Source organism: Streptomyces sp. NPDC091416 (assembly GCF_044756845.1).
Taxonomy (GTDB): domain Bacteria; phylum Actinomycetota; class Actinomycetes; order Streptomycetales; family Streptomycetaceae; genus Streptomyces.
Genome location: NZ_JBIVTU010000007.1, coordinates 41,479 through 62,334, shown reverse-complemented (window position 1 = coordinate 62,334; position 20,856 = coordinate 41,479). Strand labels below are relative to the sequence as shown.

Genomic DNA, 20,856 nt, shown 5'->3' with positions numbered 1-20,856 from the left:
GGTGTCAGGATCTTCTGCGTCGATGATGGGTCGGGTGCGAGCCCGGTTACTTGATCATGTAGATCGTGGCGAACAGGCCGATCCACACGACATCGACGAAGTGCCAGTAATAGGACACGACGATGGCTGCGGTCGCCTGCTCATGGGTGAACCTCTTGGCCGCGTACGTCCTGCCCAGAACGAGCAGGAAGGCGATGAGACCGCCTGTCACGTGCAGACCGTGGAAGCCGGTGGTCAGGTAGAACACCGAGCCGTACGGGTCCGAGGACAGCGAGAGGCCGTCCTTCTTCACCAGCTCGGTGTACTCGAAGACCTGGCCTCCGATGAAGATCGAACCCATCACGAAGGTGATCACGAACCAGGTACGGAGCTTCTTCACATCGCCCCGCTCCGCGGCGAAGACGCCGAGCTGGCAGGTGAGTGAGGAGAGCACCAGGATCGTGGTGTTCGTCGCCGAGAACGGGAAGTTCAGGGCTGACGCCATTTCCTTCCAGTGATCCGCTCCGGTCACCGATCGCAGGGTGAAGTACATCGCGAAGAGGGCCGCGAAGAACATCAGCTCGGAACTCAACCAGATGATGGTTCCGACGCTGGTGAGGTTCGGCCGATTGACCGACGGGTGCGCGTGCCCGGTTTCTACTGTCGTTGCTGTCGCCACGACCGACATTATGTCGGTCGCTTATCCCGCCCTCACTCCGGGGGGTGCCGTTCGGTGTGTCAGAGGGGTGTGTCCTCCCCGAACGGCCCATGGATCCGCCGCCCGGACCGGTGCTGACAGCCTGTCGGGCGGAGTACGATCCGCGCATCGGTCCCCCATGCCCCGAAGACACAGACGTCACGGAGGAACAATGCAGCCGACCGCCACGGTCCTGGTCTACAGCGACAACGCACACACCCGTGAGCAGGTGAGGCTGGCGGCCGGGCGCAGGCCCGCGGCGGACGTGCCGCAGGTCGAGTTCCTGGAGTGCGCCACCCTGCCCGCCGTCCTGGACGCACTGGACCACGGGGGTGTCGACGTCTGCGTGTTGGACGGCGAGACGGCCCCTGTGGGCGGCATGGGCGTCTGCCGGCAGATCAAGGACGAGATCTTCCACTGCCCGCCGGTCCTGCTCCTGATGGGCCGCCCCCAGGACGCCTGGCTGGCCACCTGGAGCCGCGCGGACGCCGCGGTGACCCTCCCGGTCGAGCCGGTCGAGTTCGCGGACGCCCTGGCCGCCCTGCTGCGCAGCAGGCTGTCCGTGGGGGCCTGAGCCCCCGCCCTTCCGCCGTCGCTCCGGGGCGCGGCGCACTCCGGAGTCAGACTCCGGGGCGCAGCCGCGCCGCCCGGACCGTGTCGACGCGGTCCGGCGTGGCGTCGTTGCTCAGGGCGCTGCCCTTCTGCCATTTGGCCCAGGACAGGTTCCAGTCTCCGTAGCCGTTGTCGAACGGCGTCATGGTCTCGCCCTCACTGCCGACGACGGTGACGATGTCACCCTCGCGGACGGTGTTGAAGAACCACTCGGCCTCGCTGGTGCTCATGCCGGTGCAGCCGTGGCTGACGTTCGCGGACCCCTGTGATCCGGTGGACCACGGGGCCGCGTGCACGTACTCGCCGCTCCAGGTGACCCGCGTGGCGTAGTAGACGTCGAGGTCGTAGGAGTCCGAGGAACCCTCGGCGATGCCGATGGACTCCCCGCGCATACGTACGTAGTACTCCTTGCCCAGCACGACCTTGACGCCGTTGCGGGTGGAGAAGCCGGGCTTGCCGGTGGTCACCGGGATGGTGTTGATCACTTCTCCGTTGCGCTTGACCGTCATGGAGTGCTCCGAGGCGTCGGTGATGGCCTCGATACGGTCGCCGGTAGTGATCTTCAGCGCTTTCGTGGGCGCGCCGTACAGCGCGTTGGTCACCTTGATGCCCGTCAGGCTGCTGCTGACCTCGATGGTGGCCTTCGCCGGCCAGTAGTCCCGCGGCCGGTAGTGGAGCGTCTTGTCGTCGACCCAGTACCAGGAGCCCGTCACCGCGGGTGTGGAGCGCACCCGCAGGGCGCGTTCCACGGTGGCCCGGGCCGCTCTGTCCGCGACCGGGGCGCTGAGTTGCGCCGTAATGGGCTGTCCGACGCCGTAGGTGCCCGCCTGCGGGCCGAAGGTGACCTTCAGGAACTTCTGGGCCGCCGCGGTCTCGAAGGAGAGCGTACGGCTGCCTGGGGCGCCGTCGTCGTCCTCCATGCTGACCTTGACGGTGTAGCGGGTACCTGCGGCGAGCGGGGCCGTGGAGTGCCAGCGGTGCCCGTCGGCTTCGAGTTCGCCCGCCAGATGGCGTCCTTCGGTGTCCACGGCCGTCACATCGGTGATGCGGCCGTCGTCACTGTCGACGCTGACTTCGAGGGGCTTGTCCGGATCGACCTTCTCGCCGCCGTCGGGGGTGTTGGAGGAGATCTCGTCCGCCGCGTCGAACGGCTGCGCCGAGAGCGGATGGTCGTCGGACTCCCCACAGGCTGCCGCCCCTGCGACCAGGGTCGCGGCCAGCAGAGCGCAGCTGATGACGGGACGGATACGCGGCGTGTGGTTCATGAACCCACGCTAAGAAGATTCATCCGTTTCAGCGCGCCGGGTGACTGCAAACGGGGGGCCCGCACTTCTCGTGGAAGTGCGGGCCCCCCCGTCGGGTGGAGCGGTGTCACGGGTGGAGCGGTGTCACTGGGTGCGGTTCTCGCCGCGGTAGTACTCGAAGACCCAGCCGAACAGACCGATCAGGAGCATCGGGGCCGAGAAGTAGAGCAGCCACCAGCCGAAGACGACTCCCATGAAGGCGAGTGCGCCGCCGACCGCCAGTGAGAGCGGCTGCCAGCTGTGCGGGGAGAAGAACCCCACATCGCCGGCCTCGTCCGCCACATCGGCTTCCTTGTTGTCCTGCGCCAGCGCGTCGACCCGCCGGGCCGTGAAGGCCAGGTAGAAGCCGATCATGACGCTCAGGCCGAAGGCCAGGACGAGGGCGGTGGTGCCGACCGGCTCCTTGGACCACACGCCGTAGGTGATGGCCATGACGAGGATGAACAGCGCCAGACCGAGGAACATCTTGCCCTGGACCTTCACTTGCCCGCCTCCTTGCCGCCGGCGAGGGCCTTGTCACCCTCGGAGTGGTGCTCAAGCTGTTCGAGCGCCGCGATCTCCGGGTGGTGCAGGTCGAACGCCGGGGACTCGGAACGGATCCGGGGCAGCGTGAGGAAGTTGTGCCGCGGCGGCGGGCAGGAGGTCGCCCACTCCAGCGAACGGCCGTAGCCCCACGGGTCGTCGACCTCGATCTTCTTGCCGTACTTGGCGGTCTTCCACACGTTGTAGAAGAACGGCAGGATCGACAGTCCGAGCAGGAACGAGGAGATCGTCGAGATCGTGTTCAGCGCGGTGAAGCCGTCCGCGGCCAGGTAGTCCGCGTAACGACGCGGCATGCCTTCCGCACCCAGCCAGTGCTGCACCAGGAACGTGCCGTGGAAGCCGATGAACAGCGTCCAGAAGGTGATCTTCCCGAGCCGCTCGTCCAGCATCTTGCCGGTGAACTTCGGCCACCAGAAGTGGAATCCGGAGAACATCGCGAACACCACGGTGCCGAAGACGACGTAGTGGAAGTGCGCGACCACGAAGTACGAGTCCGAGACGTGGAAGTCCATCGGCGGCGAGGCCAGGATGACACCGGTCAGACCACCGAAGGTGAAGGTGATCAGGAAGCCGATCGCCCAGAGCATCGGTGTCTCGAAGGACAGTGAGCCCTTCCACATCGTGCCGATCCAGTTGAAGAACTTCACCCCGGTGGGCACCGCGATGAGGAACGTCATGAAGGAGAAGAACGGCAGGAGCACGCCTCCGGTGACGTACATGTGGTGCGCCCACACGGTCACGGAGAGGCCGGCGATGGAGATCGTCGCGGCCACGAGGCCGATGTAACCGAACATCGGCTTGCGGCTGAACACCGGGATCACTTCTGAAATGATCCCGAAGAAGGGCAAAGCGATGATGTACACCTCTGGATGGCCGAAGAACCAGAAGAGGTGTTGCCAGAGCAATGCTCCGCCGTTGGACGCGTCGAAGATATGCGCACCGAATTTACGGTCCGCCTCCAGCGCGAAGAGCGCCGCCGCCAGCACCGGGAAGGCCAGCAGGACCAGCACACCGGTCAGCAGGACGTTCCAGACGAAGATCGGCATGCGGAACATCGTCATGCCGGGCGCGCGCATGCAGATGATCGTGGTGATGAAGTTGACCGAGCCGAGGATCGTGCCGAAGCCGGAGAAGGCCAGACCCATGATCCACATGTCGGCGCCGACACCCGGCGAACGGACCGCGTCCGACAGCGGGGAGTAGGCGAACCAGCCGAAGTCGGCCGCACCCTGAGGGGTGAGGAAGCCGGCCACCGCGAGGATCGAGCCGAAGAGGTACAGCCAGTACGCGAACATGTTCAGCCGCGGGAACGCCACGTCGGGCGCGCCGATCTGCAGCGGCATGATCCAGTTCGCGAATCCGGCGAACAGCGGCGTCGCGAACATCAGCAGCATGATCGTGCCGTGCATCGTGAACGCCTGGTTGAACTGCTCGTTCGACATGATCTGCGTACCCGGACGGGCCAGCTCGGCGCGCATGAAGAGCGCCATCAGTCCACCGATGCAGAAGAACGCGAACGACGTGACCAGGTACATCGTGCCGATCGTCTTGTGGTCAGTGGTGGTCATCCACTTGACGACGACGTTTCCCGGCTGCTTGCGCCGGACCGGCAGCTCGTCCTCGTACGAGTCGTCTGCTGCCGCGGCACCCTGAGGTTCGTTGAGGATGCTCACAGTTTGTTCGTCTCCGCATTCCTGGCCGGGTCGGTCTGCTCGATGCCGGCCGGCACGTAGCCCGTCTGGCCCTGCTTCGCCAGCTCCTTCAGGTGCGCCTGGTAGCGCTCCGGGGAGACGACCTTGACGTTGAAGAGCATCCGGGAGTGGTCGGCACCGCAGAGCTCGGCGCACTTGCCCAGGAAGGTGCCCTCCTGGTTGGGAGTCACCTCGAAGGAGTTGGTGTGGCCCGGAATGACGTCCTGCTTCATGAGGAACGGCACCACCCAGAAGGAGTGGATGACGTCACGCGAAGTCAGGATGAAACGGACCTTCTCCCCCTTGGGCAGCCACAGGGTCGGGCCGGGGTTGCCGGTCTGCGGGTTCCGGGTCCCCGGGACGCCGACGTCGTAGACGCCTTCCGCACCCTTGGGGAAGTCCTTGAGGAACCTGTCCGGGATGGCGTCGAGCTCCTTGGGGACCTCGTTGCCCGTGGCGGTCTCGCCGTCCACGTTCTCGATGTAGTTGAAGCCCCAGCTCCACTGGAAGCCGACCACGTTGACGGTGTGGGCGGGCTTCGGGGTGAGCTCGAGGAGCTTCGTCTCATCGCGCGCGGTGAAGTAGAACAACACCGAGACGATGATCAGAGGGACCACGGTGTACAGCGCCTCGATGGGCATGTTGTACCTGGTCTGCGGAGGTACCTCCACCTTGGTCCGGCTACGCCGGTGGAAGATGACGCTCCAGATGATCAGTCCCCAGACAAGGACGCCCGTGGCGAGCGCTGCCGCCCACGAGCCCTGCCAGAGGGAAAGGATCCGAGGAGCCTCTTCCGTTACCGGGGTGGGCATACCGAGGCGGGGGAAATCCTCCCAGTTGTATGAACAACCGGAGGCCGTCGCCAGGACCAGGCCCGCAGTCAGCACCTGCGGCAGCTTCCGCCGCATCGGGCGCCGCGACAAGCGGTCGGAGCCGTTGGGACTCACGTAGCGCCTTCCCGAGAGTCTCGCCCGCACGGTCGGCGCGCCCGTCTCGCTGGTCGGTCGCCGGCCCTGACGCGGGCAGGGGTTTGGATGTTTATGCGGACCAAACCCTACTGGACGCTATTTGGGGTCGCGCGGGGAGGGTGCCCAACGCGCCGCCCGACTCCCCGAAGGGGTGGAATCCAGGGCTCCGGCCGCCATCTGACGCCCCCTCTCCCCCTCGTACGGGCAGCCGGGTCCCGGGCGGCGGCCGGGACCCGGCTAGCGTGGCCGGGTGCCCTACTTCGACGCCGCGTCCGCCGCCCCCCTCCACCCCGTCGCCCGTCAGGCGCTGCTTGCCGCGCTGGACGAGGGCTGGGCCGACCCGGCCCGCCTGCACCGTGAAGGGCGGCGCGCCCGGCTGCTGCTGGACGCGGCCAGGGAGGCGGCCGCGGAGGCCGTCGGCTGCCGCCCCGACGAGCTGACGTTCACCTCGTCGGGCACGCGCGCGGTCCATTCCGGAATTTCCGGAGCCCTCGCGGGGCGTCGGCGTGTCGGCCGTCATCTGGTGGTGTCGGCCGTCGAACACTCGTCGGTGCTCCATTCGGCCGCCACCCACGAGAGCGCCGGCGGATCGGTCACCGAGGTGCCCGTCGACGTGACGGGCGCGGTGGGCGCGCAGGAGTACGCGAACGTGCTGCGCGCGGACACCGCGCTGGCCTGCCTGCAGTCCGCCAATCACGAGGTGGGCACCGAGCAGCCGGTGGCCGAGGTGGCCGAGGTCTGCCGGGCCGCGGGCGTGCCGCTGCTGGTGGATGCCGCGCAGTCGCTCGGGTGGGCGCCGGTGCCGGCCGGCTGGTCACTGCTGACGGCGAGCGCGCACAAATGGGGCGGGCCTGCCGGGGTCGGGCTCCTCGCCGTGCGCAAGGGGGTGCGGTTCGCGGCCCAAGGACCCGTCGACGAGCGGGAGTCGGGGCGGGCCGCCGGCTTCGAGGACATTCCGGCGATCGTGGCCGCGGCGGCGTCGCTGCGGGCGGTACGGGCGGAGGCGGCCGCGGAGTCGGTGCGGCTGGGGGCGCTGGTCGACCGGATCCGGGCCCGGGTGCCGGTCCTGGTGCCCGATGTGGAGGTGGTGGGCGATCCGGTGCGGCGGCTGCCGCATCTGGTCACCTTCTCCTGTCTCTATGTCGATGGGGAGACCCTGCTCCATGAGCTGGACCGGTCCGGCTTCTCCGTGTCGTCCGGTTCGTCCTGCACGAGCAGCACGCTGACGCCGAGCCATGTGCTCAGGGCGATGGGGGTGCTCTCGGAGGGCAACGTCCGCGTCTCGCTGCCGTCCGGCACGTCCGAGGAGGACGTCGACCGTTTCCTGGAGGTGCTGCCCCCGGCGGTGGCGGGCGTGCGGGAGAAGCTGGGTGCCCCGGCCGCGACGGCCCCCTCCCCCGCCCCGGCGGCCTCGCTGGTCGTCGACGCGCTCGGGCGGCGCTGCCCGATTCCGGTGATCGAGCTCGCAAAGGTGATCGGGGAGGTACCGGTGGGCGGGACGGTGACGGTGCTGTCCGACGACGAGGCGGCGCGCCTCGACATCCCGGCCTGGTGCGCGATGCGGGAGCAGGAGTACGTGGGTGAGGAGCCGGCGGACCGGGGCTCGGCCTATGTGGTCCGCCGGCTCTCCTGAAGCCTCTTACGCGAGGTGCGTGCGCACCTCGGCGGCGGCATCGTGCCCGTACGCCTTGGTGAAGCGGTCCATGAAGTGGTTGCGGTGCAGGGTGTACTCCTGGGTGCCGACCGTCTCGATGACCAGGGTGGCTAGCATGCAGCCGACCTGGGCGGCGCGCTCCAGGCCGACGCCCCAGGCGAGACCGGAGAGGAAACCGGCGCGGAACGCGTCGCCGACGCCGGTCGGGTCGGCCTTGACGTTCTCCTCCGGGCAGCCGACCTCGATCGGCTCCTCGCCGACGCGCTCGATCCGCACGCCCTGGGCGCCGAGCGTGGTGACCCGGTGGCCGACCCTGGCGAGGATCTCGGCGTCGGTCCAGCCGGTCTTGGACTCGATGAGGCCCTTCTCGTACTCGTTGGAGAAGAGGTACGTGGCACCGTCGAGCAGGATGCGGATCTCGTCGCCGTCCATCCGCGCGATCTGCTGCGAGAAGTCCGCGGCGAACGGGATGCCGCGGGAGCGGCACTCCTCGGTGTGGCGGAGCATGCCCTCGGGGTCGTCGGCGCCGATGGAGACGAGGTCGAGGCCGCCCACGCGGTTGGCGACGGCCTTCAGCTCGATCAGGCGGGCCTCGCTCATGGCGCCCGTGTAGAAGGAGCCGATCTGGTTGTGGTCGGCGTCCGTCGTGCAGACGAAGCGGGCGGTGTGCAGGACCTCGGAGATCCGGACCGAGCCGGTGTCGACGCCGTGGCGGTCGAGCCAGGCCCGGTACTCGTCGAAGTCCGAGCCCGCGGCGCCGACCAGGATCGGACGGGTGCCGAGCAGGCCCATGCCGAAGCAGATGTTGGCGGCGACACCTCCCCGGCGCACGTCCAGGTTGTCGACCAGGAAGGAGAGCGAGACCGTGTGCAGCTGATCGGCGACCAGCTGGTCGGCGAATCGGCCGGGGAAGGTCATGAGGTGGTCGGTGGCGATGGAGCCGGTGACTGCGATACGCACGGGGAGACTGCTCCTGCGGAGGTCGAGGGGAACGGTGCCTGCGGGCCACCCCACGCTACCGGGTTCCGGCAACCAGGCGAAGCAGGGAAAACTACCCGATAGTAGGGCTTTCCTCCTGAGCTCGGTGGTGCCTACGGTGCCGATATGTCGAACAACATCGCCCCGCGCGAGTCCGAGACCACCCTGGCCGAGCTGCGCGGGGACTGCGCACGGATGGCCCCGCACTGGGTCGTACCCGTGAGGACCGCCCCCACCCCTGTGGCCCCCTCCCTGATTCACGGCGTGAACGTGCCACCCGCCTCGGCCCGGCTGATCGACGCGACGGCGGAGTACGGCGCCTGAGTCACCGCGCTCCTCGCCGCGCCGGCGGCCCCGGGAGGGAACCGTGTGCGCCCGCGCCTCGTCCCAACGGTGTTCCGTACCAACGGGACGGGCCCGGCAGGGCCCTGGCGTACGACGGCGAAGGAGCGAACCGGTGAGCACCGAGCGACCCGACAACGATGTGACCCGCCCCCGGCGGCGGTCTCCCCTCGCCGTGGCCTCGGTGGCGGCGGCCGTACTGCTGGCCGGTGGCGGCGGCGCGTACTGGGCGATGGCGGCGGACGGCCACGGCGGCGGCGAGTACAGCGCGTCGGACGATTCCGCCGCCACTCCCCGGCCGCTCTCCCTGGACGAGCGGCCGGGTGGACCGGCCACCCCCTCCCCCCGGCCCTCGGCCCCGACGGAGGGCATCGCGCCGGGTGAGCCCGATCCGCACGGCGGCCGGCTGGTCTACCGTGCGTCCGGCGCCCTGCCGGACGGGCCCGGCAAGGCCGCCGTGCAGCGCCCCGCCGGAACGGTTTCGGCGTCCGAGGTCTCCCGGCTGGCCAAGGCGCTGGGCGTGCAGGGCACACCGCGGGCCGAGGGCACGTCGTGGAAGGTGGGCTCCGACGGGGACGGCTCGGGACCGGTGCTGCGGGTGGCCAAGCAGGCGCCCGGGACCTGGACGTTCGCCCGGTACGGTTCCGGCGGCACGGACAACTGCGAGAGCGTCACGGTCTGTTCGAGCAAGCACGTGGGGCCGGGTGGATCGGGGACGCCGGTGAGCGAGAAGGCCGCGAAGGCCGCCGCGGTGCCGGTACTGAAGGCGGTCGGCCAGGACGACGCCGCCCTCGACGCCCGCCAGTTGATGGGTTCGGTCCGGGTGGTGAACGCCGACCCGGTGGTGGACGGACTGCCGACGTACGGCTGGGCGACCGGGGTCCAGGTCGGCCCCGAAGGCGAAGTGGTCGGCGGAAGCGGGCAGTTGAAGGGCCTGGAGAAGGGCGCCGAGTACCCGGTGATCGGCGCGGCCGAGGCGCTGAAGCAGCTGAACACCGCGCAGCCGCCGAGCGGCCCGAAGTCGGGCGACTGCGCCACTCCCGCGCCCCTGGGCAACGGCGAGAAGCCGTCCGGCATGAGCTGCGGCACGCGGACCGGCGCGGAGCCGCCCACGACCACGGTGACGGTCGACAAGGCGGCCTTCGGCCTGGCGGCCCAGTACGTGGACGGGAAGCAGCTGCTCGTACCGTCGTGGATCTTCACGGTCCGTCCGGGTGCCGGCGGTACGGGTGACACCGTCACGCAGGTCGCGGTGGATCCGGCGTATCTGACGAAGGACGCCCCCGCGGAGAAGACCCCGGGCGACGGGACGACGGAGTCGGGGCGCGCGATCCTGTCGTACGAGGCCGACGGGCGGACGCTCTCGGTGACGTTCTGGGGCGGCGCCTGCAGTACGTACGCGGCGAGCGCGAGCGAGGACGGCTCGACGGTGCGGGTGTCCGTGACGGAGACGAAGCCGGAGAAGGGCAAGGCCTGCATCATGATCGCCAAGGAGCTGACCCGTACGGTCACGCTGGACCAGCCGCTCGGTGAGCGGAACGTGGTCGACGCGGCGTCGGGCACCTTGGTGCCGCGCGGCTGACACCCGCGGACACACGGACACACACGACGGCGGCGGCCCCGGGATCAGGATCCCGGGGCCGCCGCCGTACCGTCGCTACTGCCGCGCGCTCTAGCTGAAGGAGTCGCCGCAGGCGCAGGAACCCGTGGCGTTCGGGTTGTCGATCGTGAAGCCCTGCTTCTCGATCGTGTCGACGAAGTCGACGGAGGCGCCGCCCAGGTACGGGGCGCTCATCCGGTCGGTGACGACCTTCACGCCGTCGAAGTCCTTCACGACGTCGCCGTCCAGCGAACGCTCGTCGAAGAAGAGCTGGTAACGCAGGCCCGAGCAGCCGCCGGGCTGAACGGCGACGCGCAGCGCCAGATCGTCGCGGCCCTCCTGCTCCAGCAGGCCCTTGACCTTGGCTGCGGCGGCGTCGGACAGGAGGATGCCGTCGCTCACGGTGGTGGTCTCGTCCGATACGGACATCTGCTTCTCTCCCGGGTTGTACGGAGACTGCTTGCCGACGTTGCAACCGTCGAGGCCGCGGATTCATTCCGGGCCGAGCGCTTGCCTGTTCCCTTCATGCTCGCACACCGGTCCTGCGCGCGGATGCGTCACATCGACGCTATCGGCATCGTCAAAGTGACGTGAAGCAGTTATGATAGATAGCGTCAATTCGACGAAAAGGCTTCCTCCGCAGAGAAGAAAGGGTGCGTGACGTGACCACGGCCCACCCCGTCCAGGAACTCGATGTCCAGCCGACGCCCCTCGCCCTGCTCCTGCTGGGCCGCGAAGCGGACCCCAGGAGCGAGCGCGGGGTCGAATGCCCCGGCGACCTGCCCTCCCCGTCCGACCCGGACCTGGTGGAGCGCGCCCGCGCGGCCAAGGAGAAGCTGGGCGAGAAGGTCTTCGTCCTCGGGCACCACTACCAGCGCGACGAGGTCATCCAGTTCGCGGATGTGACCGGAGACTCGTTCAAGCTCGCCCGTGATGCGGCGGCCCGTCCGGAGGCCGAGTACATCGTCTTCTGTGGCGTGCACTTCATGGCGGAGTCCGCGGACATCCTGACCACCGACGACCAGAAGGTGGTACTGCCGGACCTCGCGGCGGGCTGCTCGATGGCCGACATGGCCACCGCCGAGCAGGTCGCCGAGTGCTGGGACGTGCTGACCGAGGCCGGCGTCGCCGAGCAGGTCGTGCCCGTCTCGTACATGAACTCCTCCGCGGACATCAAGGCCTTCACCGGCCGCCACGGCGGCACGATCTGCACCTCATCGAACGCGAAGCGCGCCCTGGAGTGGGCCTTCGAGCAGGGCGAGAAGATCCTGTTCCTGCCCGACCAGCACCTGGGCCGCAACACGGCCGTCCGGGACATGGGCATGACGCTGGAGGACTGCGTCCTCTACAACCCGCACAAGCCGAACGGCGGTCTCACCGCCGAGGAGCTGCGCAACGCGAAGATGATCCTGTGGCGCGGGCACTGCTCCGTGCACGGGCGCTTCTCGGTGGAGTCCGTCAACGACGTGCGGGCGCGGATACCCGGCGTCAACGTGCTGGTGCACCCGGAGTGCAAGCACGAGGTCGTCGCGGCGGCGGACTACGTCGGCTCGACGGAGTACATCATCAAGGCGCTGGAGGCGGCCCCGGCCGGCTCGAAGTGGGCGATCGGCACCGAGCTGAACCTGGTGCGCCGCCTGGCCAACCGGTTCGCCGCGGAGGACAAGGAGATCGTCTTCCTCGACAAGACGGTCTGCTTCTGCTCGACGATGAACCGGATCGACCTGCCGCACCTGGTGTGGACGCTGGAGTCGCTGGCCGAGGGAAACCTGGTCAACCGGATCGAGGTCGACCCGGAGACGGAGAAGTACGCCAAGCTCGCGCTGGAGCGGATGCTGGCGCTGCCGTAGGCAGCCGTACGCGGGAAGGCCCGGTACCCGTACGCGGGAAGGCCCCGGCACCCTCGATCCGAGGGTGCCGGGGCCTTCCTGTCATGACCGGTCAGGCCTTCGCGGGCTCCGGCTCCTCGGAGGAGGACTCCTCCGAGGCGGCCGGGGCCGGGATGCCGGCCTTCCTGGCCCGCTTCGCGGCCTTCTTGGCCGCGCGGCGCTCCTTGAAGAGCTCCACCATCGTGTACAGCGTGGGCACCAGGAGCAGCGTCAGCAGCGTCGAGGTGACCAGGCCGCCGATGACCACGACGGCCAGCGGCTGCGAGATGAACCCGCCCTCGCCGGTGACGCCGAGCGCCATCGGCAGGAGAGCGAAGATCGTCGCCAGTGCCGTCATCAGGATCGGGCGCAGACGGTGGCGGCCACCCTCGACGACCGCCTCGATGACGCCCTTGCCCTGCGCCCGGTACTGGTTGATCAGGTCGATCAGCACGATCGCGTTCGTCACCACGATGCCGATGAGCATCAGCATGCCGATCATCGCCGCGACGCCCATCGGGGTACCGGTGACGAGGAGCAGGCCGATCGCTCCGGTGGCCGCGAACGGGATGGAGACCAGCAGGATCAGCGGCTGGATGAGCGAGCGGAAGGTGGCGACCAGCAGCATGAAGACGATCGCGATGGCCGCCAGCATGGCCAGACCCAGCTTCACGAAGGCGTCGGTCTGGTCCTCGGTGACGCCGCCGATGGTGGCGGTGGCGCCGTCCGGGAGGTCCAGTGCCTTGATCTTGGACTGGAGGTCGGTGCCGACCGCACCGGTGTTGTCGCCGATGGGCTTGGCGGTGATCGTCGCGGCGCGCTGGCCGTCGATCCGGGTCATGGAGACCGGGCCGGGGACCAGCTTCACGTCGGCGATCGCGCCCAGCTTGACCGGGCCGAGCGGGAGGTTCTTCAGCTCCTCCATCGTGGTGGCCGGGTGGGCGGACTTGATGACGACGTCACGCTCGGTGTCGTCCATGATCGCCTTGCCGGAGGGCGTGCCGCGCACCGCACCGGCGACGGCGGCGCCCAGCGTGGCCTGGCTGAAGCCCGCGTCGGCGGCCTTGGCGTTGGCCGTGACCGAGATCCGCGGGATGCTCTGCGCCAGGTCGCTCTGGACGTCGGTGACGTCCTTGAGCTTCGCGACCTCGGCACGTACCTCTTCGGAGGCCTTCTTCAGGGTGTCCGCGTCGGCGGCCTTGACCACGACGCTCAGGTCCTGGCTGCCGAAGCCGTCGCCCGCGGCGATGGTGGTGTCACCGATGCCATCGAGCTTGGCGAGGGCCTCGTCGATGCGGTCCTGGGCCGCCTCGTAGTCCCCGGAGTCCTTCAGGGTGACCTGGTAGGAGGCCTGGTTGGCTCCCGTGCCGCCGCCGAAGGCCGCCATGAAGCCGGACGAGCCGACGGTGACCTGGTAGTCCTTGACGCCCTTGTCCTCGGCGAGGACCTTCTCGACCTTCTGGGCCGCCTCGTCGGCGGCGGCCAGGCTGGTGCCCGGGGTGAGCTCCTGCTTGATGGACAGGACTTCCTGCTCGCCCTGGTCGAAGAAGTTGGTCTTCAGGAGCGGGACCATGCCGAAGGTGCCGAACAGCACGGCGACGGCGATGACGATGCTGGTGATGCGGCGACGGGTGGCGAAGCGCAGCACCGAGACGTACAGCTTCTGGAGCTTGCTGCGGGCCTCCTTCTCCTCGGCCTCGCGGCGCGCCTTGTCCGGGTCCTCGGCGCTGCCCTTGGGGGCGCGCAGGAACCAGTACGACAGGACGGGGACCACGGTCAGCGAGACCAGCAGGGAGGCCAGCAGGGCCGCGGTGACGGTCAGCGAGAAGGAGCCGAAGAGCTGGCCGACCATGCCGCCGACCAGGCCGATGGGCAGGAAGACGGCGACCGTGGTGAGGGTCGACGCGGTGACCGCCCCGGCCACTTCCTTCACCGCGGTGATGATCGCGGACTGGCGCTCCTCGCCGTAGCCGAGGTGACGCTTGATGTTCTCCAGGACGACGATCGAGTCGTCGACGACCCGGCCGATCGCGATGGTCAGCGCGCCCAGGGTGAGCATGTTGAGCGACAGGTCGCGGGTCCAGAGCACGATCAGCGCGAGGACCACGGAGAGCGGGATGGACACCGCGGTGACCAGGGTCGAGCGCAGCGAGGCCAGGAAGACCAGGATCACGATGACCGCGAAGAGCAGGCCGAGCGCGCCTTCGGTGGTCAGGCCGGAGATCGCCTTGGAGACGGCGGGGCCCTGGTCGGACACGACGGTCAGCTCGGCGCCGGCGCCGAGGTCCTTGCGCAGGTCGGGGAGCTTGTCCTTGACGGCGTCGGAGATGGCGACGGCGCTGCCGTCCTTGTCCATCGTCGCCATGACGGCGAGGCTCGGCTTGCCGTTCGTCCGCGTGATGGAGACCGCGGTGGAGGGCTCCTGCTTCACCGTCGCGATGTCACCGACCCGGACCGGCTTGCCGGGCTTGCCGGTCGCCGGGTTCTGCCCGGTGACCCGCAGGTCCTCGATCTGCTTCAGGGTGGTGAAGGCGCCGCCGACCTGGACGGTGCGGCTCTTGCCCGACTCGGAGAAGGAACCCGCCGGGACGGTCGCGCCACCGGCCTGGAGCGCCTGCGCGAGCGTACCGGCGTTCAGTCCGGCCGCCGCGAGCTTCGCGTCGTCGGGCGTGACGGAGACCTGGAGGTCCTGCACACCGTCGACGGCGACCTGGCCGACGCCGTCGATGTCCTCCAGCGCGGGGACGACGGTGCGGTCCAGCTGGTCGGCCAGCGCCTGCTGGTCCTTGTCGGAGGTGACGGCGAGGACGACGGTCGGGATGTCGTCGGTCGAGCCCGCGATGACCTGCGGGTCCACGTCCTCGGGCAGCTGGGCGCGGGAGCGGTTCACCGCCTGCTGGATGTCCGCGACGAGCTGCTTGGTGCCCTCGTCGCCGAAGTCGAACGTCGCCATGATGACGGCGTTGCCCTCGCTGGCGGTGGAGGTGACTCCGGTGACGCCGTCGACGGCCTTGATCGAATTCTCGAGCGGTTCGACGACCTGCTTCTCGACCACATCGGGGGACGCACCCTGGTACGGGGCGAGCACCGACACCATCGGGAGTTCGATGGTGGGCAGCAGCTGCTGCTTGAGCTGCGGGATCGCGATCGCTCCGAATACGAGCGCGACGATCGACATCAGCCCGATCAGGGCCCTTTGCGCGAGGCTGAATCTGGACAGCCAGGACATGGGTTAGGTCTCTCTTCTGTGGCTTACGCGGCAGGTGGGCGGGTAACTCGGGGACAGACCCGGCCCGGGCCGACCGGTATACCGGTCGGCCCTTATACGATCGCTCACCGCCCGGGCCGGAATCGTCGGTCGCAGGTCGCTTTCCTTATCCCGCGCATACCGCAGGTGGAGTACGCCGCGGCTGCACCCTCACTCCACCCGAGGGCGGACCAGGCCCGATTCGTACGCAATCACAACGAGTTGGGCCCTGTCCCGCGCCCCCAGCTTCGCCATCGCCCTGTTCACATGGGTCTTGACGGTCAGCGGGCTGACCACCAGCCGCTCGGCGATCTCGTCGTTGGACAGCCCGCCCGCGACCAGCACCAGCACCTCGCGCTCCCGGGCGGTCAGGGCCTCCAGGCGCGCGGAGTACTCGGCGGCGCCCGGTCCGTCCCCGCCCGCGCCGGCGCCCTGCGCGAGGAACGTGGCGATCAGCCCCTTGGTCGCGGCGGGCGACAGCAGCGCCTCGCCGCCCGCGGCGATCCGGATGGCGTTGAGGAGTTCCTCCGGTTCCGCTCCCTTTCCGAGGAAGCCCGAGGCGCCGGCCCGCAGCGACTGCACCACGTACTCGTCGACCTCGAAGGTGGTGAGCATGACCACGCGGACGTCCGCGAGTTCCGGATCGGCGCTGATCATCCGGGTCGCGGTGAGTCCGTCCGTGCCCGGCATCCGGATGTCCATCAGCACCACGTCGGCGCGCGTCGAGCGGGCCAGGTCCACCGCCTGCGCCCCGTCCGCGGCCTCGCCGACCACCTGCATGTCGGGTTCGGAGTCGACCAGCACCCGGAACGCGCTGCGCAGCAGCGCCTGGTCGTCGACGAGCAGGACCCTGATGGCCGGTGTCATGCGTTCTCCCCCGTCGGCCCCGCCGCGCCCGGACGGTCCGGCTCCCGCTCGCGGGCCTGGAGGGGCAGGATCGCATGGACCCTGAAGCCGCCGCCGTAACGGGGCCCGGCGGTGAGGGTGCCGCCCAGCGCGGTGACCCGCTCCCTCATGCCGAGGAGGCCGTGGCCGCCGCGGACCGTGTCGCCGGCCGTGCCGGCGGTCGTGCCGCGGCCGTTGTCCAGCACCATGACCTCGGCAGTGGCCCCGACCCGTACGACGCTGATCTCGGCCTTCGCCCCGGGGCCCGCGTGCTTGCCCACGTTGGTCAGCGCCTCCTGGATCACCCGGTACGCGGCCAGGTCCACGGCGGCGGGCAGCGGCGGGCCCTCCTTCGCCGCGCAGGCGACCTCGACGGGCAGCCCGGCCCGCCGCACGGTCTCCACGAGCTCGTCGAGGACGGCGAGGCCGGGGGCGGGTTCGGTCGGTGCGGCCGGATCGCCGGACTGGCGCAGCAGCCCCACGGTGATCCGCAGCTCGTTGAGCGCGGAGCGGCTCGCCTCCCGGACATGGGCGAGCGCCTCCTTGGCCTGGTCGGGGCGCCGGTCCATGACGTGGGCGGCGACCCCGGCCTGCACGTTGACCAGGGCGATGTGATGGGCGACGACGTCGTGCAGGTCACGGGCGATCCGCAGGCGCTCCTCCGCGACCCGGCGCCGGGCCTCCTCCTCACGGGTCCGCTCGGCCCGTTCGGCGCGCTCCCTGATCGCGTCGACGAACGCCCGCCGGGAGCGGACCGCGTCCCCCGCCGCGCCCGCCATCCCGGTCCAGGCGAAGATCCCGAGGTTCTCCTGGCTGTACCAGGGCGCCGCCCCGAAGAGCATCGCGGCCGCGGTGAGCACGCCCATGGTGAGCAGCCCGACCCGCCAGGTCGTCGGCCGGTCGGTGCGGGCGGCGACGGTGTACAGCGCGATGACGGTGCTCATCACGACGGGGGCCGGCGGATCGGCGGTCAGCAGCTCGACGACGGCGAGGACACCGGTGGCGCCGAGCACCGCCATCGGCCGGCGGCGGCGCCAGACCAGGGCGAGGGCTCCGAGCGCCATCAGCAGCACACTGCCGGCCGCGGGCGCGCGGGTGCCGAAGGTGGGCCGGGGATGCGAGCCCGGGTCGACGAACGATCCGACGACCATGGCCACGTACACGGCCAGGGCGAGCGCGCCGTCCAGCGCGAGGGGATGGTCGCGCAGCCAGTTCCGCAGGCGCAGAACCCCGGTTCCGAGGGTGGTCACGTCAAGCTACGTTACGGCGTGTCGCGAGGATTCCGGGACGCTCGGCCCGAGAACGGGCGGGACCTCGCAGCACGGTGCCCCACGACCGGCCGGGGGCCGGTGGCGGGGCACAGGGTGCGGGTGCCGGAGCTGCCGGCCGTCAGCCGGTCAGCCGGGAATCAGACCGTCGCCGCTGAGCATGGCGCGGACCTCTTCGAGGGTCGCGTCGGGCGACGGCAGGATCAGCTCGGACGGCTCCAGGGAGTCGTCCGGCAAGGGTGTGCCGAGTTCGCGCACCCTGGCGAGGAGCGCGTGGAGCGTGGAGCGGAATCCGGGACCGTCGCCGCGCTCCATCTCGGCGAGCAGTTCGTCGTCGAGCTTGTCGAGCTCGGCGAGATGGCTGTCGGCCAGAACCGCCTGGCCCTCCCCCATGATCCGTACGATCATGACGCCGCCTTACTCCTTGTCGAACTTGTGCGGGGACCGGGATCGGTCCTGCTGCTGCGCGGCGTCCTGAGGGCCGCCCTCGATGGCCTGCTTCGAGGTGGAGCCGCCGGCCAGTTCGGCCTTCATGCGCTGCAGCTCCAGCTCCACATCCGTACCACCCGAGATCCGGTCCAGCTCGGCGGCGATGTCGTCCTTCGCCGTGCCGGTCGGGTCGTCCAGGGCTCCGGAGGCGAGCAGTTCGTCGATGGCGCCGGCCCGCGCCTGCAGCTGCTGGGTCTTGTCCTCGGCCCGCTGGATGGCCAGGCCGACGTCGCCCATCTCCTCGGAGATGCCCGAGAAGGCCTCGCCGATCCGGGTCTGGGCCTGGGCCGCCGTGTAGGTGGCCTTGATGGTCTCCTTCTTCGTACGGAAGGCGTCGACCTTGGCCTGCAGCCGCTGGGCCGCCAGGGTGAGCTTCTCCTCCTCGCCCTGCAGCGTGGTGTGCTGCGTCTCCAGGTCGGTGACCTGCTGCTGGAGGGCCGCGCGGCGGGACAGCGCCTCGCGGGCCAGGTCCTCGCGGCCGAGCGCGAGCGCCTTGCGGCCCTGGTCCTCCAGCTTGGACGTCTGGCCCTGCAGCTGGTTCAGCTGCAGTTCCAGGCGCTTGCGCGAAGTCGCCACATCGGCGACGCCGCGGCGCACCTTCTGAAGCAGCTCCAGCTGCTTCTGGTACGAGTAATCGAGGGTCTCGCGCGGATCCTCGGCCCGGTCAAGGGCCTTGTTTGCCTTCGCGCGGAAGATCATCCCCATACGCTTCATGACACCGCTCATGGGCTTCGCGCGCCCCCTTCTGACTCAACCAGTCACCAGCACTCCGACAGAACCCACAGTACGGGCCCTGTCTCTATTACCGCACTGTTCGAGCAGCGATGGGGTCCTCCCCAAGGACGACTGCCGCCGGTGACCGCTCCAGCCCAGGGAGTAGGTGACGGTCGGGGAAACAGCCGATGACGCCCGTATCGTCCGGCTCGGACACCAGCAAGGACGCAGGCCGTTGCCGGATCGTTCCCGGCCGGCCTGGGGTCGTGGCGATCGACCCCGTACCCTTGGGCCTTGTGTTCCGTAGCCGCTCCAAGGAAGAGAAGGCCCCCACCGACAAGGTGACGGCGGACCTCTCCAAGACGTCCCGCGACCCGCAGGCTCCCAAGGGTCGCCCCACCCCCAAGCGAAGCGACGCCCAGTCGCAGCGCCGTCGCGCCTCCAGTGGTGCGCCGCTCGACCGCAAGGAGGCCATGAAGCGCCAGCGCGAAGCGCGGCGCGTCGACATGGCCAAGCAGCGCGAGGCGCTCGCCAGTGGCGACGAGCGCTATCTGCCGGCGCGCGACAAGGGCCCGGTGCGCCGCTTCGTCCGCGACTTCGTGGACTCGCGCTTCTGCATCGCGGAGTTCTTCCTGCCGCTCGCCGTGGTCATCCTGATTCTCAGCGTGATCCAGGTGCAGGGCATCCAGAACATCTCGCTGCTGCTCTGGCTCGGCGTGATCGTGCTGATCGTCGTCGACTCGATCGGGCTCACGTTCCGCCTGCGCAAGCAGCTGAACGAGCGCTTCCCCGATACGCCCAAGCGCGGCGCGGTGGCCTACGGGCTGATGCGTACGCTCCAGATGCGTCGGCTCAGGCTGCCGAAGCCGCAGGTCAAGCGCGGAGAGCGGCCCTGAGTACGGTTTCCGCCGGTCCGGCCGGCGGCGTGTCCGCGGGCCGGCCGGCCGATGCGGTCTCCGGTTTCTCCGGGGCCTCGTCCGTCTGGCTGAAGGGGCTCGGCGGACTGCGCAACACCGTGCGCCAGGAGCTGGTCGCCCGACAGCTGGACGAACAGATCGCGGCGCGCTTCCCCGTCGGGCAGCGGCTGCGGATCCTGGATGTCGGCATGGGCCAGGGCACCCAGGCGCTGCGCCTCGCCCGGGCCGGCCACACCGTCACGGGTCTGGAGTCCGACGCCGAGATGCTGCGGGTCGCCCGCGAGGCGCTGGGCGGCGAGCCGGCGGGCATCCGCGAGCGGGTCCGTCTCATCGAGGGCAACGGCCAGGACACCGGCGTCCACTTCCTGCCCGGCAGCTTCGACGTCGTGCTCTGCCACGGCGTGCTGATGTATGTCCAGGAACCCGACGCCATGGTGGCCGGTCTGGCCAGGATGCTCGCGCCGGGCGGCCTGCTCTCGCTGCTCGTGCGGAACGCCGACGCCCTGGCGATGCGGGCCGGGACGGCCGGGGACTGGGACGCGGCCCTGGCCGCGTTCGACACGGACCGGTACACCAACCGCCTCGGGCTCTCCGTACGGGCGGACCGGCTCGACGCCCTCACCGCCACGCTCGCCGGGATCGCGGCACCACTGCACGCCTGGTACGGGGTGCGGGTCTTCACGGACCATGTGGGCAACGACGCGGAACTGCCGTCGGCGGCGGAGCTGGAGCGGGTGCTCGCGGCGGAGGACCGGGCGGGACGTACGGATCCGTACCGCGGGGTGGCCGCGTTGCTCCACCTGTGCGGGGTGCGGGGCTGAACCGCCCGGCGGGACACCGACGCTGAACCGCCCGGCGGGACGCCCAGGGGGCTGAACCGGCCCGTTGGGACATCCACAGGGCCGAGCCCGGCCGGCCGGAACCCCGCGGGACCAAACCGCTCGGCCGGACACGGGAGGCCGAACCGCTCGGCCGGACACCCCGCGAGGCCGAACCGCCGGACGGATGCCACGGGAAGCCGGACCGCCCGGCCGGACGCCTCCTCGGCCGGGGTCGCCCTGCCGGGCGAACTCAACAGGCCGCCAACCGGGTTAAAAGTG

General features: G+C 69.9%; 19 protein-coding genes. 7 read left to right on the top strand and 12 right to left on the bottom strand.

Annotation, left to right across the window (positions count from 1 at the left end; translation table 11 throughout):
• Positions 1–46: 46 nt before the first annotated feature.
• Positions 47–667 (bottom strand): heme-copper oxidase subunit III, encoded by a 621-nt coding sequence (locus ACIQMX_RS21435; protein WP_363070327.1) that lies wholly within the window; start codon positions 665–667, stop codon positions 47–49.
• Between the two features lie 181 nt (positions 668–848).
• Between ACIQMX_RS21435 and ACIQMX_RS21430 the strand changes: the two genes are divergently transcribed.
• Entirely contained in the window at positions 849–1,250 is a 402-nt protein-coding gene (locus ACIQMX_RS21430; protein WP_326663145.1) for a hypothetical protein, read from the top strand.
• A gap of 46 nt (positions 1,251–1,296) precedes the next feature.
• On the opposite strand, the gene ACIQMX_RS21425 is transcribed toward ACIQMX_RS21430, so the two are convergent.
• The 4 genes from ACIQMX_RS21425 to coxB form a co-directional block, all read right to left on the bottom strand.
• On the bottom strand, positions 1,297–2,553 hold the full coding sequence (locus tag ACIQMX_RS21425; RefSeq protein WP_363070324.1) for an Ig-like domain-containing protein: 1,257 nt from the start codon (positions 2,551–2,553) through the stop codon (positions 1,297–1,299).
• Between the two features lie 123 nt (positions 2,554–2,676).
• Entirely contained in the window at positions 2,677–3,075 is a 399-nt protein-coding gene (locus ACIQMX_RS21420; protein ID WP_219570668.1) for a cytochrome c oxidase subunit 4, read from the bottom strand.
• Positions 3,072–4,808: a cytochrome c oxidase subunit I gene (gene ctaD / locus ACIQMX_RS21415; RefSeq protein ID WP_363070322.1), complete on the bottom strand. Its 1,737-nt coding sequence runs from the start codon at positions 4,806–4,808 to the stop codon at positions 3,072–3,074. Before ctaD ends, ACIQMX_RS21420 begins: the two co-directional genes overlap by 4 nt.
• Positions 4,805–5,773, bottom strand: coding sequence for a cytochrome c oxidase subunit II (gene coxB, locus ACIQMX_RS21410; RefSeq protein WP_363070320.1), 969 nt, complete (start codon positions 5,771–5,773; stop codon positions 4,805–4,807). The genes ctaD and coxB overlap by 4 nt, the downstream gene beginning before the upstream one ends.
• Before the next feature lie 271 nt (positions 5,774–6,044).
• On the opposite strand from coxB, the gene ACIQMX_RS21405 reads away from it, so the two are divergent.
• Positions 6,045–7,427 (top strand): aminotransferase class V-fold PLP-dependent enzyme, encoded by a 1,383-nt coding sequence (locus ACIQMX_RS21405; RefSeq protein ID WP_363070318.1) that lies wholly within the window; start codon positions 6,045–6,047, stop codon positions 7,425–7,427.
• Positions 7,428–7,433: 6 nt separating this feature from the next.
• Here ACIQMX_RS21405 and ACIQMX_RS21400 read toward each other — a convergent pair whose 3' ends face one another.
• Positions 7,434–8,408, bottom strand: a complete 975-nt coding sequence (locus ACIQMX_RS21400; protein ID WP_363070316.1) for a carbohydrate kinase family protein — start codon at positions 8,406–8,408, stop codon at positions 7,434–7,436.
• A 144-nt stretch (positions 8,409–8,552) separates the two neighbouring features.
• On the opposite strand from ACIQMX_RS21400, the gene ACIQMX_RS21395 reads away from it, so the two are divergent.
• Positions 8,553–8,750, top strand: coding sequence for a hypothetical protein (locus ACIQMX_RS21395; RefSeq protein WP_363070314.1), 198 nt, complete (start codon positions 8,553–8,555; stop codon positions 8,748–8,750).
• Positions 8,751–8,883: 133 nt separating this feature from the next.
• The gene (locus ACIQMX_RS21390; protein ID WP_402480248.1) at positions 8,884–10,350 is read left to right on the top strand and encodes a hypothetical protein; all 1,467 of its coding nucleotides are present in this window, start codon (positions 8,884–8,886) and stop codon (positions 10,348–10,350) included.
• A 90-nt stretch (positions 10,351–10,440) separates the two neighbouring features.
• Here ACIQMX_RS21390 and ACIQMX_RS21385 read toward each other — a convergent pair whose 3' ends face one another.
• Positions 10,441–10,797 carry an iron-sulfur cluster assembly accessory protein gene (locus tag ACIQMX_RS21385; RefSeq protein WP_030970782.1) on the bottom strand — a complete coding sequence of 119 codons (357 nt, stop codon included), beginning with the start codon at positions 10,795–10,797 and terminating at the stop codon, positions 10,441–10,443.
• A 224-nt stretch (positions 10,798–11,021) separates the two neighbouring features.
• Here ACIQMX_RS21385 and nadA point away from each other — a divergent pair, with 224 nt between their 5' ends.
• Positions 11,022–12,218: a quinolinate synthase NadA gene (nadA, locus tag ACIQMX_RS21380; protein ID WP_363070310.1), complete on the top strand. Its 1,197-nt coding sequence runs from the start codon at positions 11,022–11,024 to the stop codon at positions 12,216–12,218.
• A gap of 91 nt (positions 12,219–12,309) precedes the next feature.
• Here the strand turns inward: nadA and ACIQMX_RS21375 are convergent, their stop codons facing one another.
• From ACIQMX_RS21375 to ACIQMX_RS21355, 5 genes are all read right to left on the bottom strand, one after another.
• Positions 12,310–15,465, bottom strand: coding sequence for an efflux RND transporter permease subunit (locus tag ACIQMX_RS21375; RefSeq protein WP_402480245.1), 3,156 nt, complete (start codon positions 15,463–15,465; stop codon positions 12,310–12,312).
• 189 nt (positions 15,466–15,654) lie between these two features.
• A complete protein-coding gene (locus ACIQMX_RS21370) occupies positions 15,655–16,350 on the bottom strand; it encodes a response regulator (RefSeq protein WP_402480242.1) in 696 nt (231 codons plus the stop codon).
• Positions 16,347–17,618, bottom strand: coding sequence for a sensor histidine kinase (locus ACIQMX_RS21365; protein ID WP_363070305.1), 1,272 nt, complete (start codon positions 17,616–17,618; stop codon positions 16,347–16,349). The genes ACIQMX_RS21370 and ACIQMX_RS21365 overlap by 4 nt, the downstream gene beginning before the upstream one ends.
• Positions 17,619–17,765: 147 nt before the next feature.
• Positions 17,766–18,044 carry a hypothetical protein gene (locus tag ACIQMX_RS21360; RefSeq protein ID WP_363070303.1) on the bottom strand — a complete coding sequence of 93 codons (279 nt, stop codon included), beginning with the start codon at positions 18,042–18,044 and terminating at the stop codon, positions 17,766–17,768.
• A 9-nt stretch (positions 18,045–18,053) separates the two neighbouring features.
• Positions 18,054–18,839, bottom strand: coding sequence for a PspA/IM30 family protein (locus ACIQMX_RS21355; protein WP_219567984.1), 786 nt, complete (start codon positions 18,837–18,839; stop codon positions 18,054–18,056).
• 296 nt (positions 18,840–19,135) lie between these two features.
• Between ACIQMX_RS21355 and ACIQMX_RS21350 the strand changes: the two genes are divergently transcribed.
• Positions 19,136–19,735: a DUF3043 domain-containing protein gene (locus tag ACIQMX_RS21350; protein ID WP_148017835.1), complete on the top strand. Its 600-nt coding sequence runs from the start codon at positions 19,136–19,138 to the stop codon at positions 19,733–19,735.
• A gap of 89 nt (positions 19,736–19,824) precedes the next feature.
• Positions 19,825–20,577 carry a methyltransferase domain-containing protein gene (locus ACIQMX_RS21345; RefSeq protein WP_363070584.1) on the top strand — a complete coding sequence of 251 codons (753 nt, stop codon included), beginning with the start codon at positions 19,825–19,827 and terminating at the stop codon, positions 20,575–20,577.
• Positions 20,578–20,856 lie beyond the last annotated feature (279 nt).